Source organism: Mesorhizobium sp. WSM4810, from assembly GCF_055811235.1.
Genome location: NZ_JBVVQV010000031.1, coordinates 1 through 14,021, shown reverse-complemented (window position 1 = coordinate 14,021; position 14,021 = coordinate 1). Strand labels below are relative to the sequence as shown.

Sequence of the window (14,021 nt, the reverse complement as noted above, 5' to 3'; positions counted from 1 at the left end):
ATGCCACGCTTCCAGGAGATTTTACTGCTTGTTGGTCAATTGAACTACACATGGACCAACACAGAAAGCTTGCTGATTTACCTGATTGCCGGTCTGGCGAAAGTAGACAAGGAGACTGCGATCGTCATTTTCCTGACGCTGAACACCACGCGTGCACGGATCGAGTTGGTCGAGCGGTTGGCGAAGATGGCGGGAACACCGGTTGAATGCCGACGCCAGGTCCTGGAGATCGCCAGCCAGCTTACCCGGCAGGGAAAGCTGCGCAACAAATACAGCCACTGCATCTATTCGTTCGACGAAACGGGAACGCATGCGAGCACGCAACTCATGCGCATCTTCGACAGCAAGGATGCAATCAAATATGGGAAGATCGAGGAGCTCGACGATTCCGAGATGAAGCGGATCAGCGCCTCCATCCAGGCGATCAGCGCAATCAACAAGGATATTTGGCGGGTCGTCGAAAGCCATTCCTTTCCGCATTGAACGCTGTCGCTGTCCTGTGACGCGCGCATCGAGGTTGACTAGGCCACGATCGGGCCGCCGTGACGTCTGCGTGGACGCATTATCGCGCAGAACTGGAACTGGTGACGGTCGCGGCCAACCGCCGGGCTGAGGACGCCAGATCGAAGATAGACCTGGTTTGCGCCCCGGGAAAATCGGCGAGTGAAATCGACGCGGGGCGATCAAGGCACGGGTGTCAGGTTCTTATCCGCGTCCACTTGCCGTTTTCGGACTGGGACTGCCGAGCAAAATAACGGTACGACGTCCGTGACCAATTCCTGATCGCGCCCGTCCTGTTGTCCAGCACCAGATCGCCCTGGTTCGTCCGCACCGTCAGGACCGTATGACCTGCGCCGCCAAGCGTTGCAACGGTCAGCAACATGGCGGATGCGGGCCACCCGCGTTTCAACAACTCGGCTTTCTTGAGGATGGCGAAATCCTCGCAATCGCCTTCGCCGGTCGGCAAGCCCCAGACGTCGGCTCGGCCTGCGGAGTCTCTGTCGCCTCTCTCCTTGATGCGGCGATTGACCGACTTGTTCACGCTCGCAAGTTCCGCTTCCAGCCTCGGCGTGAGTTCGACCGCTTTGACCTTGCCGCGGGTGCTGCACAGCGCCGGATCGCTGGCGCAGAATTTGTAGAAGGCGGCCGGTGCAAAGGCGTAGCCTTGCGTGGCCATCTTCGTTGCTGTTCCAGTTGTTTGATTGCTGCAGCCGGCCAACAAAATGGCCGCCGCGAGAAGCGCCGCTGAACGAATCACTGAGTGTCCCCTTTTGGTGGGTCGTCATAATCCTTATGGGGGTTGGTAAATCAATCCTGAGAATCGCGATTGCGCAGGAACAAATTGTTTGCCATACTTAACAAAGTGTTACCGATGGTCGGTAATATTGACTCTTCGCGCAACCAAAGGGGACGGGAGCGCCTTTTTTTCCCTCAAGGAGGAAGAAAATGCACCTGTACCCTGACGTCTCAAGCACGATTCTAAGAATACTGCTCCTTTCATCCGCTGCCTTCACGGTGGCAATGATCACACCGGCAACCGCACAGCAGAGTCAACGTCCTCGGCTTGCGGCTGCACAGTGCCAACCTCTCACTGAAGCCAATTTCGCGCTTTGCTGTATTGCAGCCAACCGCACCAGCATTCTTTCCGCCGCGCAAATCGACATGTGCCCGCCGGTTACCACGGCCCTTATCACCGCCGCCTTGAACGATGGCGGCGATGGTGACGGCGGCAGCGGCGGCGGCAATGGCGGCAATGGCGGCGACGGTGACGGCGACGGCGATGGTGACGGCGATGGTGACGGCGACGGCGACGGCGATGGTGACGGCGATGGTGACGGCGATGGTGACGGCGATGGTGACGGCGGCGGCGGTGGCGGCGGCGGCGGCGGTGGTGGCAGCGGCGGCAATGGTGGCAGCGGCGGCAATGGTGGCAGCGGCGGCGACGGCGGCAGCGGCGGCGACGGCGGCAGCGGCGGCGACGGTGGCAGCGGTGGTAGCGGCGGCAGCGGTGGTAGCGGCGGCAGTGGCGGCAGCGGCGGTGGCGGCGGCAGCGGTGGCGGCGGCAGCGGCGGCTAACGACCCACCAGATATTCGCTCGATAATCGCGAAGGTGAGCGTCTAAAGACGCTCACTTTCTGTTTGGGATACAGCCAAAACTCGATCGATCTCGGCGAAACCATGTCCGCCCACCGGATTCAAACCTCCAAACGCCTCATGCCAAAGAGGAGCTCTCATCGGGCCGAACGGCCTCCCGAACGACGGACGGTCGTGTCGCTGCCGGAGGAGATGGCAAGGATCCGAGACTTGGCGGAAGCCTGGATAATCCGCAATATTGGAAAAAAGGGCCTGTTTACCTACAGTATCAATCCGTATACGGGCGAGAAATCTGAAAAAAACAATGAACTAAGACAGCTTATGTCATCGCGCACGTTGGCGGAAATGAGCGTAGGAAATCTCTCGCTTCGCCCTGTTCATCGCCGGAATTTGTCATTCATCATGAATACATGGTATCGGGAGGAGGGTGGTATTGGTTATATTGAATATGATGGCAAGTCAAAGCTCGGGGCAAATGCGATGCTGCTTCGCACATTCGCGGCAAGCCCTCATTTTGAACAGTTCCAGTCAAAGGCCAGTGCGGCCGCGGAGGGCATCCTTGCGCTCCAGAATGCAGACGGGTCCTTTCGCCCTTGGCTAAAGGAGCCGAATTATTCCTTCGACGCAAAATACCTCTTAACATTTTACTCAGGGGAAGCACTGGTTGCTTTGCTCGAATATTATATCCGGACTGGATTGACCCGTTATTTCGACGAAGCGGCGCGCAGTGCAGAATTCTATTTAGAGGAATATGTCCGCAATATCGCAGATAATTATTACCCGGCATACGTGCCTTGGCACACCATCGCTTATCGGCATCTATATGAGTTGACGAAAGCCGATAAATTCGCCGAGGCGGTGTTTACTCTGAACGACAAATTGCTTGAACTTCAGGACCGGTCGTACAGGATTGGACGATTCTTCAATCCAGCAACCCCTCAGTACGGCCTTCCGCACGCGTCCTCGGACGGAGTTTATACCGAGGGGCTGGTTTATGCATTCGAGATGGCGCTGCGGACAGGGGATGAGGTGAGGGCAGGGCGATACCTTGACGCTATTATGCTCTCGTTGAAAAACATCGCATCCTTGCAGTATAGAGAAAAACTGGATGAATCTTCTCTTCCTTTTTATGCGTACCGAGGAGCCATCAGGACCAATGCAGAGAAAAATAGGTGGGCTCGCATAGACAATGCCCAGCATACGATAGACGCTATCCAGGCCTTGTGGAATTTTCTCGGAAGCAAGCAGGCTTCTACATTCGAGCTGGGGCTTTGACTCCCGTCAAAGGACAGCCGGGAGCCCCGAACTGCTCCTGCGTTTCTTCACCGGGCAGTGCGGCCAGCATCCCAGTCTGGATCTGTACCATTTCGACCTTCAACGCCACCCAAAATATTGCCCGTGGTTCTGCTTGACCGGCTCAAGCCATGATGCAAGCATGGAAAGCGTTTTGAACACATCAGGCTCATAAATGCCGACGTTGGAATACCTGTTGACCCCATCGCCGGAAGAGCTGGCGCAAACCCATGTGCTGTTTTTGGCGCGTCATGCCCTCGACTCCAGCCCGGAGCGCAGGGCCAAGTACGGCTACCACGTCGTCTACCATGCCATCATGCTCGAAACGCTACGCGGGCTGGGTTTCAGGGTCACGCCGGCGAGCGAGCACGAGGTGCTGTTCGGGCCTCTCGACTTCGATTTCCTCTATGCCATTCACTCGCATGCGATATTCGATGGTCACGAGCTCCTGGCGCCGGCAATCGCGGCCTATCGTGGCGTCCCGTGTCTCGGCGCATCGGCGTCAAGCCGGGCGGTCTCGGAAGACAAGGTATTGGCCAAGCAACTGGCTGCTTCGCTGGGGCTCGATGTCGCCAAGCACAGGATCATGCAGCCCGGTGAGGTCAGCAATGACAAGTTCAGCCTGCCCGGTTCGTGGATTGTCAAGCCGCGAGGGGGTATCGCTTCCGACGCAATTGTAAAGGTCGAGAATGAAGCGGATTGGCGGGATGCGCTGACAACCATCTCGGATCCGCGTCACGGCGGCCGTGAATTCATTGCAGAAGAGTTTGTGCCGGGCCTCAATCTGACGGTTCCAATTGTCGAGGGCTTCCCCCCGGGTTCATTGGCGGTCTTCGAGGAGAGCGGCCGCCCTGGCGACAATGTTCTGACCAATGAAGCAAAGCGAGGGCTCAACAGTTCCTACAAGTCCGCTCCTTACGACGGACCGGGAGCCGAAGAGGTTTCGGAGGCAACCGCACGAATGGTGGCCGAGATGTCGCCATTCGACTATGCCCGCTTCGACTTCCGTTATGATCCCGACACGCGGCGGACCGTTTTCATCGAAGTGAACATCGCCTGCAATATGGCGCCGGCCTCGGCGGTCTATCGTTCGGCCGCCCTGCATGGGATCAAGTATGAAGAACTGGTGGGACATGTTTTGACGCACAGTCTCAGGCGTCAGAGAAGGCGGCAAAGATAACCGCAACGCTCGATAAGGCACTTCAGTGATGGTCAGCGCATGCAAATCGATATGGTCGACAAATTCGAAGCGTTGGAGCCGCTGAGAGAGAATTGGGACCGGATATATGACTCCGATCCGGAGGCGAACTTCTTCCTGTCGTGGCCATGGATGTCGAATTGGCTGCGACGCCCAGGTTGGGTGATTTTGGCCGCGCGGTCTCCCGGGTCGAACGAGTATGTCGCCTTCTTCCCTTTGCAACTCGTCACCGGGCTTGATGAGCAGACGGGGTTTTATAGCAGCATAAGGATGGCCGGCTCGTATTTCGCCACCTATACGGGCTTCATCTGCGTTCCCGAATTCGAAGAGCAAGTCGTTTCATTGTTCGCCGATCGCCTGCAGGCGCTGAATTGGACAACGTTACACTGCGACGACATTTCGATATCGGCCAGGCGCCGTCAAATGCTGCTTGGAAGCTTTTCTGACAACGATTTTGTGAAAGAAAAGATTGAACGACGTCGCCATACCACCCGAACAGGCGAAAACATAAATCATGACATCTATATGTATGTCGATTTGCCAGCCGATTGGGACGAATTCCTGGATCGCAACCTTGGCTCGAAAACCCGTCGTGATGTCCGCCATTTTCTTCGTCAGGTCGAAAATAGCGGAGAATACCGGGTAAGTTTGGCAGACTTCGAGACAATCCAAAGCGACCTGGAGGTTTTCTATCAACTTTGGCTTGCGCAGTGGGAGGCCAAAAGCCGCGTCTATGCTCAGGGTGTTATTGCCAACTGCCGCCATATGTTACTTGAGTGCCACAAGGCGGGTGTGCTGTTCGCGCCCGTATTGTGGAAAGGCGATACTCCATTAGGAGTGCACATTACGTTTATCGACAGGTCGAAGCGTTCACTCGTCTGTTTCCTCGTCAGCCGCAATCTCGCAATTCGGAAGCCTCCACCGGGCTTGGTGCTTCACGCCTACAGCATCCGTTGGGCAATTCAAAACGGCCTCAGGACCTACGACCTTGGCACTGGAGATTTTTCGTACAAGTACAGTTTCGGATCGAAGGAGCGGCTTGTAGAGGGTGTCCGGATCGACTCCACCAACAGCCGCGGGAACAGGCTGGATCGAAGAAGCCTTCCTTCGGTGATTTCGTCGGTGCGAAAGCTGCGTCAGGAGGGGAAGTTCCATCTGGCCGAGCGCGGCTGCAGGCAGGTGCTCGAAACTGAACTGAGCAATCTGGAGGCGCGCCGGCTTCTGGACGAGCTTGTGGCGGCTAGGCGTATTGAGGAGCAATTTGCGCGTGCGCTGCAATGCCATCGGAGCAAGCAATTTTTGGATGCCCAGAGGATTTATCTGCAGGTACTGGCAGCAAGTCCCCGGCATTACGACGCTAATTATCTGTTGGGCGTTCTATGTCTTCAGGCCGGTCGGTATCAGGCAGCGGACACCTACCTGGCTCGCGCCACTGAGATCAATCCGAAAGCCGCAGCTGCGTACAACAACAGGGGGCATGCCTTGCGCGGCCTGAAACGGTATGACGAGGCTCTCGCGTGCTACGAGAAAGCCATCGGGGTGAAACCCGATTTCGTGCAGGCAATGAACAATCGGGGGGTGACGTTGCGGGCGTTGGGGCGCATTGATGAAGCACTCGCCAGCTTTGACGAGGCGCTGACGCTCAAACCGGACTTTGCCAAGGCCTTATCCAATCGCAACCAGTTGCGTGTGCCCCTGCCGCGCGATCGTTTGTCCATCGCCGATGATGTGGACACCTTAGAGTAATGCGCATCGCGTTTGCATCTGGTCAAGGACAGGAATGGCCGGATAAACCGTCGACCTGCTAACCTTTCCACTCCATCGATAGCCCATGCGGATCGCAGACCGCGAGCGTTTTTACCCTGCGCTCGCCATTGAAGTATCTGCTGACCTTGAGAGGATTGAACGTCTCAGTGGGGTTGGGGTGTGCGACCTCGCCTTCCACGGTGACGCGCCAGACCGGCGCCGTCTTGCTCGCCTCCAACAGGATATCGTTTATGCGTCGGTGTTGATCGCCGGAAAGCTGATAGCCCATTATCGTGTGATACACGCACCGGGCTTGATAAGGCGGAATCTCCGCCAGTGCAGAGCTCAGGTTCAACACGGCGTCGCCGCCTTTGATCCGGGGCGGATGCGCGGCGGCGACCTTCAAGGCGCCATCCAGTTTTGTAAGCCGGTCAATGCGCTCGGGCCAGACAAGCGCCTTGAGCCACCGGCGTTCATTTTCATCCCGAACATCGGTCGGATAAAGTTCGAGGCCGATCCTCGATGAAACGGGGGGCGGGAACGTCCCCAAAACAGGCAAGCCAGGCCCTTCAAGGATGCAGGAAAGGACAAAATCCGCATCGGTCCACCGCTCCAGCTTCGGAGCGCCTTTCCCGTCCGTATACCGATATCCATAGCTGTCGAAGTTCAGGTTCAGGCCGGCGCTGGATCCGATCTCGACGAGGCCAAGCGGAGCGGCGGCTTCGCGCGCAACCAGATCGAATGCGGGCAGCAGCAGCGCGCTGCGGCCAGCCTCGTTGGTGTTGGTGGCGCGCTTGGCGATGATGTCGACAAGCTCGGCTTCGTGAGCACCGCAAAAAGCGGCGAAAAGTTCGAATGCGCGATCGTCGGCCGGCCGCGTTCCGCCCAGACTCGGATAATAATCCTTGAGAGGATGATCGACGCCGCCAAGCAGGAGATACTGTACCGCGCCGAAGACAAGGTTCGCCGCCGGCTGGCCCTTCCTGCGCCCTGCCGCCAGGCGCTGCAGCGCGACATTGTCCGCAATCCCGAGCGACAGCTTTTCATAGAGGGGGGAGCCGCCACGACGAGACTCGTTGGCAAAGAAGCGGTAATAGTGAGCGCTTGTTTCAAACACCACCATAGCAGGAACCTAGCGGGCAATAGATGTCTTGGATGTGGATTCCACCTGTAATTGCCTTAATGCTTTCGGCCCAGCGGGTCAAGGAACCGGGCGAACAATAGAGGCTTTCGAGCATACATTCCTGAGAGGCTGGCGGATGAACGAAAGCGTGGACGATTCACCTTCGGGATATACTGTCATTGATGGCGCTTTCCGCGACGAATCGCGCAGCCGTTCCGTGCCGTACCGGCTTTATGCCCCAGCTCCCCTCTCTGGCGCTTCCCCGGTGATCCTTGTGTCGCATGGCATTGGCGGATCGCGCGAGGCGATGCCTTACCTCGGGCGGCGCCTGGCGCAAAGCGGCTACGTGGCGGTGCACCTGCAGCATACCGGGACGGACAGTTCGATATGGCAACAGGCAAACTCTCTTGCGGAAGTCTACCGCATTCTTCGTGAAGCCATGTGGGACGCCAATGCGGCGCGCGCGCGATTTCAGGACGTGCCCTTTGCCCTGCGCGAGCTTGCGCGCATGAACGGCGAGGGGCGGCTCGCCGGCCGCCTGGATTTGACACGCATCGGCATGGCCGGACACTCTTATGGAGGCGTCTCGACGATGGTTGCCGCAGGGCAGAGAATGGGTCCGGGCGGGCAGTGGTCGTTCAAGGAGCCAGGAATTCGCGCTGGCCTGGTCATGAGCCCGAACATACCCATCCAGGGCGGCGACTTGGCCGCCCTTTACCGCGATATCAGCATCCCGCTCTTTCACATCACCGGCACGAAAGATGGCAATGCGGTGCCCGGCAACAAGGAATTCGATCCGATACAGCGGACCCTCCCTTACGCAGCGCTGACCATCCCTCATCAATATCTGCTCGTTCTCGACGGTGCTGGCCACAATGCGTTTTCCGGCCTGAAGCACGGACCACACGCCCACGGCCCCGAGGAGGAGACCCGCTACACGCGCGTTGTACAAGACGCAGCAGTGCTGCTCTTCGATGCCTACCTGAATGGGAAAACAGCGGCTCTGGCGGCGCTTCGCCAAAAGTTTCAATCCAGCCTTGAGCCGACCGACAGGTTTGAATGGAAATAGCGGGAAAGTCCGCCAGCGGTCACCGACAGTTATTCGACCTGGATCCGACGTGGCAGGATGGGGAGTGTGCGGTTTTCTGCGCAAGTTGCGACAGGGGAGGGCCGGTAGGTTGTGGATTCACAATCTGGCACGAATTTAGTGGCGATACCATCCGAAGCCGCGGGTTACACGACCCTATTTGGACCTCGCGCATTCTTTTAATATTCTTGAATAATGGGTGCGCTGGCCCTGGCGAACCTGTATTTTCGGTCACCTAACTTCGCCGGATGTGTGGGCGGTTTGCGTAAAGTGCACAATCCAGGACATGCTCGCGAAGTTTTCCTTCGCCGTTCCGGGTGAGGTCCACCGTATGTGTCGCACTATTGATAATATGCTATGACCTGTATGCAGTTGCACTTGACCTCGGGAGGAGTGTTGGTGGCGGGAGTTGATGGGATCAACGCGGCAGAAACGGTGCTGATTGCTCAACGCAAATACGCGGACCTGAAGCACCGACAAAGCCAAATCGGTCTCACAATTCCAGAGGCCTTTGTCCACGGCATCCGACATATCGGCTATCGCAGCAATGTCGACGCCATCGCTGAACTAATCGACAATTCCATTCAGGCCTACTCCCAGCGCGTCGACCTCGTTTTCGGCTATGACGGAAGCGTCTCGCTCAAGAAGCCATCCCAACCAGCGGTCGTCGATGATGGGCACGGGATGGCGCCCGAAATGCTCAGGCTTGCGATGATGTGGGGCGGGACCCATCGTGAGAATGATCGCGCTGGTCTGGGCCGCTACGGCTATGGCTTGCCCAGTTCAGCGGTCAGCATCGGACGACGTTTCACGATCGTTTCCAAGGTGGCAGGGGGCCAACACTTCGCCGTCACATTGGATCTCGATGCCTTAGACGCTGGGAAGTATCGCAATTCCGCCGGGGATGTCGCGCTTCCCTCGGCTCGACGAGCAAGACTCCCGGCCTTCATCAACGAGTATCTCAGACGGACTTTCCCTGAGGGATGGCATTCTGGAACAATCGTGGTCATCGAGAAGCTCGACCGTCTTGATTGGGCCACCACGTTGGGTATGCGAATCAACCTCGTCCGACATTTCGGAGTGACCTATCATAAGTTGGCCAAGGAGACTGCGATCCATGTTGATGGTCATCGCGTTCTTCCCATTGATCCTCTGTTCTTGACCCCCGAATGCGAGTTCTTCTTGCTCGACGAAGACCGTGCCCAGTCGCTCGACCGGATAGATATCAAGGTCCGCAATCCTGCTGCACCTGGCCAGGAGGGCCAGATATCCCTCCGTTACGCGTGGCTTCCGCCGAGCTTTGGCGCGATAGACAAGACACGCGACGCCGTGGGCCTCAATGCGAACGCCGCTTTCCGATCCTCAAGGACTATCATGGGTTAATCTTCAGCCGGAATGGGCGGATCATCGACGTTCAGTCGCGCGTGCCCTGGACAGTATTCATCAACAACGACCGTTACATCCGTGTCGAGGTGGAGTTCTCCGCTTCGCTCGACGAGATGTTCGGCGTCACCACGACCAAGCAGCAGGTTTCCGTATCTACTGCTGTTTGGCACGCGCTCCGCGAAGCCGGCTTGCCTAAGGCGATCGAGCAACTCCGCGGGAAAGTCCGATCGGCAAAACTGGAACGACGCAGTGTCGGCGGTCAGCGCCAGGACCCGACGGGCCTGGAACAGATATCCAAGCGATTGGTTCAAGTGCCGAGCCATCGACCCGTGCGGACGGTTCCGCTGTTGACCCGAGACGGCGTCAGCCTTGATCTCCGTCCGAGCGACAGACATCCGCTTTTCAACGGAACGGCTTCAAAAATCGAGACCTCTCGAGCGCTTCGGGCGCTCGTGGGCCAAAACATCAATCGCGCCAGTTCGTCAGGAGGCCGTCGCCGGTCCGACTATGAATGCTTGCTTGAGGATTGGTCAGATGTGCTCACACGCACTGGCATCACTGACGCGCCTCAAATACTTGGCAGCACAGATGAATAAGCGCTCGGCCCACTAGCGCACGATGGGCATTTTTGGCATGAGCAGGGTTGGCGCGAAGTGAGACAGGGCAAGGGGGATTCGAACGGAATGTCGGAGCGAAAGGGTCATTTTGCTCAGGATCGATCCCGCTCCTTCGCTCCCTTCCTAGCGCCGCATGAGCGCAAGGAACTCCATTCGCTCCTCAAAATCGGTGAGGGCCCTCCGCCAAGTTTTGCCGATGCACTTCGAACCCTTGCTCGCAGCTATGTCGACGATAGATCAGAAATCCTCCGGGACGGATGGGGGGCTTTCACTTCCGGTGCTTGGCGCGCGCGCGACCTGAATACTGAGGTGCGCGACGCGTCCGCGATTGTCTCCATTGCGGCAAACCAGTTCACGCCGACTGTGGCCGGCTGGGTCGAGTGGTCAGCCCCAGCAAGCAACGTGGGCATTCACCAAACACGCTTCTACAACGTCACTGACAGCACGGTGGCTGGGGCCGGGACGGTTGAACGTTGCTCCGGCGCCGGTGACACGTCGACCCGATCGTTTGGCGGGGCCGCTGTTGTTGCCGGGAAAGCCTACCGCGTCGAACACCAATGCCTGACCACCCAAGCCTCCGGGTTCGGATTGGCTGGCAGCTATGGGACTGAGGTCTACACCCGCGTCAATTTCTGGAGGACGACATGAAATACGCCCGCATCATTGAAGGCGTGGTGGATTCGATCGCGTACGATCTGCCCTATTTCGAAGGCAGCCCAGAGCCGGGATGGAAAAGGTTCCCGACGATGTTTTCGCCGGCTTTTCATTCGATGGTAAGAATTTCACCGGCCCAGAGCCAACGCCGCCACGTCGTCAGACAGTTCTGAAATGGGTCGTGCAGGCGAGGATAATCGACGCTGGCAAGATGCCCGAGGCCTACGCCGCCTTGACGCAAAACCCGGTCTATTTCGCCCGCTGGTTTGCTCCCGATCGACCCGAGGTCTACTGCGACGACCCGGACGCCATCCTGCTCGTCACGGCTCTTGGCCTCGGCCCTGACGCGATTCTCGCGCCTATCGTTTGAAGCTTGGCCGTCCATGCTTCCTCGCTGAGATGGGGCGGCCCAGCAGCCAGTTGGGAGTTTGGGTGGGTGGCCGCTGGGCCTAACCGACGGGGTTTGGGGGTGTCCGCCGGCTTGGACGAATAATAAGCCGTTTCATGCAGAATTGCTAATTTAGTAAATGATCATGTTCCGTTCCCCTGGCCACCAGATGGGACGGGCCTAGACTCGATTCCGTGCGTAAACCAGTGCGTGCCGGACCCGGCCGGCTTGAGTTCATTCCTCCGATGATGCCTACCTTGGTCGCCAAGCCGCCCCAAGGCGATGACTGGATGCATGAAGCCAAGTTTGACGGCTACCGCTCCCAGATCATCATCGACGCCGGCGGCGCTCGGATTTTCACCCGCCGCGGACTCGACTGGACCTCCAGATACCGCGACCTAGCTGCGGCGGCGCGAACGCTGGACGTCGAGAATGCCATCATCGACGGCGAGGTCGTCGTCTTAAATGAGGCTGGCCTTTCGGATTTTGCCGCGCTGCGCAAGGCAATCACCAGGCGCCAGCACGACCTCTATTTCGTCGCCTTCGATCTCCTGCACCTCAACGGCCACGACTTGCGCGACATGGCGCTGGAGGACCGGCGGGAAATCCTGGCTGGCCTCATAGGGTCCGACAGCCGCATCCAGTTCAGCGAGACGATGCCGGGCGAAGCCAACGCGATCTATCATCTGATCGACGCGGCCGGACTGGAGGGGATGGTATCGAAGCGTCGGGATAGCAAATATCGCAGCGGCCCGACCACCAATTGGCTGAATACAAAATCCTTCACAGAAAGCGAGTTCGAGCTTCTCGGAGTTGAACGCGAGAGGGGCAAGCCGGCGTTTGCTCTGATGGCTGACCCAGGCACCCGGAAATATGTCGGCAGTGCGTTCGTGAGCGTCAACCGCGAGATGCGGGAACGGCTTTGGAAAAGGGTCCAGGAGCATGCCGGGCCACCGCCCAAGGACATGCCACAGCGGCCAGCAACACAGTGGGTCAAGCCGGGGATCAAAGCCCGCGTAAAGCATCTAAGGGGCGAGGAAGATCTTCGGCACGCCTCGCTGCAGGATTTCTGGGATGACGAGTGAGCTTCCGCTTCGATCTGAATCTCGTTTTGTTGACCCTTAAGCAGCCGCACTTGCGGTAGGTTGATTGAGTCGACCCTAAGGCGCTTCAGCCCTGCTTGACGAAGCCGGCGGTGACCTCATCTTTGTGGGCGGCGAAAGCTGCCAGGACCTCGGTTTTCTCGGGCTTCGGAACCTTGAAGTGGTCCAGGGTCCGCCCGAGTTCCGCTGCGACCTCATCAAATTCCGCGGGTGAGATCCGGAGATCCCGGTGGGCTTCCTCAAGGCCAAGGTGCGTCGTGCCGGGCTTGGTGGCCACAAACTTGAAGGGCCCGCCAGAAACGTCGCAGACCCACAGCGTGCGCATGAACTTGAGGCCGGGCAGCCTTCCAAGGTTCTTGGTGTGCCATTCGCGCAGCTGCGGGTTCTCGGACGTCTGGCCGACGATGGGGTTCTTCACGATGGCGTCGCTGAAGTGATCCACCACCGCTGCGATGGCGAAGACGCCTCCCAGCCGCTCGTACAGACTGTTCTCAGGCGTGGTTTGGTTGGCCTGCGCGGAGGTATTATCCTCCGCCGCCAAAGCCATCGGGGCGACGGCCAGCCCGGCGACGACGCTTCGTCTTGTGAAAGAGGTCGAAACAACCGTTTTCATCTCTGGTCTCCTTCGAGTTGAGCCAGAGCGGCAGCAGCCTGTCTGGCAGCTTCGTTGAAGTGACATCGGATACTTTGCCGTATCCGGCATGCTCTATGGGACTAACGAGCCACCCGGCGGAATTATTCCGATCGACCGCATTCCATTGGACGAGAGCCATGACCATTAGGTGAGGGGCGATTGGCGCGGCCGCACTTATGACCAGAGCGTTGCGCCGTGCGTTGTTTCGTATCCCATGGCGGTTTTCGAGATACCGAAACAGGTCTCCCTGTTCCCTCCCTAGGCGGCCTAAAATGCCTGCCGCTCAACCTCAAGAGAACCTAGCGCGACTGTCGCGGGCTGTTTCGCTCAGAGCTGCGACCATCCGCTTGCCCTTATCATCAAAATCAGGATTATATTCCTCCCCGTTGCGGCGAACCCTTCAACGGAGATCGCCGATATCTCCACATGAGCGGCGGTGGTGTCGACTTTTCCCTTGCCCGGCTCAACGGTCCAAGTGCCGGTTTTCCCTGCTTCGGCGTTGGCGATAAACCGGCGCTCTTCTTCAAGCTGCTGGCTTAGTTCTTCTCGGAAGGCCTTCCACTGGTGTTGCGGGCATCGGTTTCCATCCTGTCTTGCCCCAGTCGGGAATTCCGATTTGGAGCCGCCATTGCACAGCTGCCCTGCGACATGCGAGTTTGTCAACCAAATGGCTCATCATGGGAGTCTCGTCATGTCCA

General features: G+C 58.2%; 16 protein-coding genes. 11 read left to right on the top strand and 5 right to left on the bottom strand.

Features of this window, described 5'->3' with window-relative positions:
* Entirely contained in the window at positions 1-483 is a 483-nt protein-coding gene (locus AC0L3O_RS30155) for a hypothetical protein (protein WP_287068788.1), read from the top strand.
* A 214-nt stretch (positions 484-697) separates the two neighbouring features.
* Here AC0L3O_RS30155 and AC0L3O_RS30150 read toward each other — a convergent pair whose 3' ends face one another.
* A complete protein-coding gene (locus AC0L3O_RS30150; protein WP_084647033.1) occupies positions 698-1,177 on the bottom strand; it encodes a transglutaminase-like cysteine peptidase in 480 nt (159 codons plus the stop codon).
* A gap of 540 nt (positions 1,178-1,717) precedes the next feature.
* On the opposite strand from AC0L3O_RS30150, the gene AC0L3O_RS30145 reads away from it, so the two are divergent.
* From AC0L3O_RS30145 to AC0L3O_RS30130, 4 genes are all read left to right on the top strand, one after another.
* Positions 1,718-2,122 (top strand): hypothetical protein, encoded by a 405-nt coding sequence (locus AC0L3O_RS30145; protein WP_473617429.1) that lies wholly within the window; start codon positions 1,718-1,720, stop codon positions 2,120-2,122.
* 182 nt (positions 2,123-2,304) lie between these two features.
* A complete protein-coding gene (locus AC0L3O_RS30140; protein ID WP_473617428.1) occupies positions 2,305-3,369 on the top strand; it encodes a glycoside hydrolase family 88 protein in 1,065 nt (354 codons plus the stop codon).
* A 193-nt stretch (positions 3,370-3,562) separates the two neighbouring features.
* Positions 3,563-4,567: a D-alanine--D-alanine ligase family protein gene (locus AC0L3O_RS30135; protein WP_473535360.1), complete on the top strand. Its 1,005-nt coding sequence runs from the start codon at positions 3,563-3,565 to the stop codon at positions 4,565-4,567.
* Positions 4,568-4,618: 51 nt separating this feature from the next.
* Positions 4,619-6,331 carry a GNAT family N-acetyltransferase gene (locus tag AC0L3O_RS30130; protein WP_473617426.1) on the top strand — a complete coding sequence of 571 codons (1,713 nt, stop codon included), beginning with the start codon at positions 4,619-4,621 and terminating at the stop codon, positions 6,329-6,331.
* A gap of 58 nt (positions 6,332-6,389) precedes the next feature.
* Here AC0L3O_RS30130 and AC0L3O_RS30125 read toward each other — a convergent pair whose 3' ends face one another.
* On the bottom strand, positions 6,390-7,454 hold the full coding sequence (locus AC0L3O_RS30125; protein WP_473535358.1) for a DUF2332 domain-containing protein: 1,065 nt from the start codon (positions 7,452-7,454) through the stop codon (positions 6,390-6,392).
* Between the two features lie 136 nt (positions 7,455-7,590).
* Between AC0L3O_RS30125 and AC0L3O_RS30120 the strand changes: the two genes are divergently transcribed.
* Positions 7,591-8,523: an alpha/beta hydrolase family protein gene (locus AC0L3O_RS30120; protein ID WP_473617425.1), complete on the top strand. Its 933-nt coding sequence runs from the start codon at positions 7,591-7,593 to the stop codon at positions 8,521-8,523.
* 417 nt (positions 8,524-8,940) lie between these two features.
* Positions 8,941-9,924, top strand: coding sequence for an ATP-binding protein (locus AC0L3O_RS30115; RefSeq protein ID WP_473535356.1), 984 nt, complete (start codon positions 8,941-8,943; stop codon positions 9,922-9,924).
* Here AC0L3O_RS30115 and AC0L3O_RS30110 read toward each other — a convergent pair.
* Positions 9,921-10,238 (bottom strand): hypothetical protein, encoded by a 318-nt coding sequence (locus AC0L3O_RS30110; protein ID WP_473535355.1) that lies wholly within the window; start codon positions 10,236-10,238, stop codon positions 9,921-9,923. The genes AC0L3O_RS30115 and AC0L3O_RS30110 overlap by 4 nt on opposite strands.
* 372 nt (positions 10,239-10,610) lie before the next feature.
* On the opposite strand from AC0L3O_RS30110, the gene AC0L3O_RS30105 reads away from it, so the two are divergent.
* The 4 genes from AC0L3O_RS30105 to AC0L3O_RS30090 all read left to right on the top strand — a co-directional run bounded on the left by AC0L3O_RS30105 (position 10,611) and on the right by AC0L3O_RS30090 (position 12,671).
* Positions 10,611-11,192 carry a hypothetical protein gene (locus tag AC0L3O_RS30105; RefSeq protein WP_473535354.1) on the top strand — a complete coding sequence of 194 codons (582 nt, stop codon included), beginning with the start codon at positions 10,611-10,613 and terminating at the stop codon, positions 11,190-11,192.
* Positions 11,189-11,371 carry a hypothetical protein gene (locus tag AC0L3O_RS30100; RefSeq protein WP_473535353.1) on the top strand — a complete coding sequence of 61 codons (183 nt, stop codon included), beginning with the start codon at positions 11,189-11,191 and terminating at the stop codon, positions 11,369-11,371. The genes AC0L3O_RS30105 and AC0L3O_RS30100 overlap by 4 nt, the downstream gene beginning before the upstream one ends.
* A gap of 8 nt (positions 11,372-11,379) precedes the next feature.
* Entirely contained in the window at positions 11,380-11,568 is a 189-nt protein-coding gene (locus tag AC0L3O_RS30095; protein ID WP_473535352.1) for a hypothetical protein, read from the top strand.
* 263 nt (positions 11,569-11,831) lie between these two features.
* The gene (locus AC0L3O_RS30090) at positions 11,832-12,671 is read left to right on the top strand and encodes an ATP-dependent DNA ligase (RefSeq protein ID WP_473617423.1); all 840 of its coding nucleotides are present in this window, start codon (positions 11,832-11,834) and stop codon (positions 12,669-12,671) included.
* Positions 12,672-12,756: 85 nt separating this feature from the next.
* On the opposite strand, the gene AC0L3O_RS30085 is transcribed toward AC0L3O_RS30090, so the two are convergent.
* Entirely contained in the window at positions 12,757-13,302 is a 546-nt protein-coding gene (locus AC0L3O_RS30085) for a group I truncated hemoglobin (RefSeq protein WP_473535349.1), read from the bottom strand.
* A 348-nt stretch (positions 13,303-13,650) separates the two neighbouring features.
* A complete protein-coding gene (locus AC0L3O_RS30080) occupies positions 13,651-13,986 on the bottom strand; it encodes a hypothetical protein (protein ID WP_473535348.1) in 336 nt (111 codons plus the stop codon).
* Positions 13,987-14,021 lie beyond the last annotated feature (35 nt).

Bases quoted from the DNA above. Each gene is read 5' to 3' on its own strand.
- AC0L3O_RS30155 (WP_287068788.1), top strand. From the start codon at position 1: ATGCCACGCTTCCAGGAGATTTTACTGCTTGTTGGTCAATTGAACTAC.
- AC0L3O_RS30145 (WP_473617429.1), top strand. From the start codon at position 1,718: ATGGTGACGGCGGCAGCGGCGGCGGCAATGGCGGCAATGGCGGCGACG.
- AC0L3O_RS30130 (WP_473617426.1), top strand. From the start codon at position 4,619: ATGGTCGACAAATTCGAAGCGTTGGAGCCGCTGAGAGAGAATTGGGAC.
- AC0L3O_RS30120 (WP_473617425.1), top strand. From the start codon at position 7,591: ATGAACGAAAGCGTGGACGATTCACCTTCGGGATATACTGTCATTGAT.
- AC0L3O_RS30090 (WP_473617423.1), top strand. From the start codon at position 11,832: ATGATGCCTACCTTGGTCGCCAAGCCGCCCCAAGGCGATGACTGGATG.
- AC0L3O_RS30100 (WP_473535353.1), top strand. From the start codon at position 11,189: ATGAAATACGCCCGCATCATTGAAGGCGTGGTGGATTCGATCGCGTAC.
- AC0L3O_RS30150 (WP_084647033.1), bottom strand. From the start codon at position 1,177: ATGGCCACGCAAGGCTACGCCTTTGCACCGGCCGCCTTCTACAAATTC.
- AC0L3O_RS30135 (WP_473535360.1), top strand. From the start codon at position 3,563: ATGCCGACGTTGGAATACCTGTTGACCCCATCGCCGGAAGAGCTGGCG.
- AC0L3O_RS30105 (WP_473535354.1), top strand. From the start codon at position 10,611: ATGTCGGAGCGAAAGGGTCATTTTGCTCAGGATCGATCCCGCTCCTTC.
- AC0L3O_RS30125 (WP_473535358.1), bottom strand. From the start codon at position 7,454: ATGGTGGTGTTTGAAACAAGCGCTCACTATTACCGCTTCTTTGCCAAC.
- AC0L3O_RS30085 (WP_473535349.1), bottom strand. From the start codon at position 13,302: ATGAAAACGGTTGTTTCGACCTCTTTCACAAGACGAAGCGTCGTCGCC.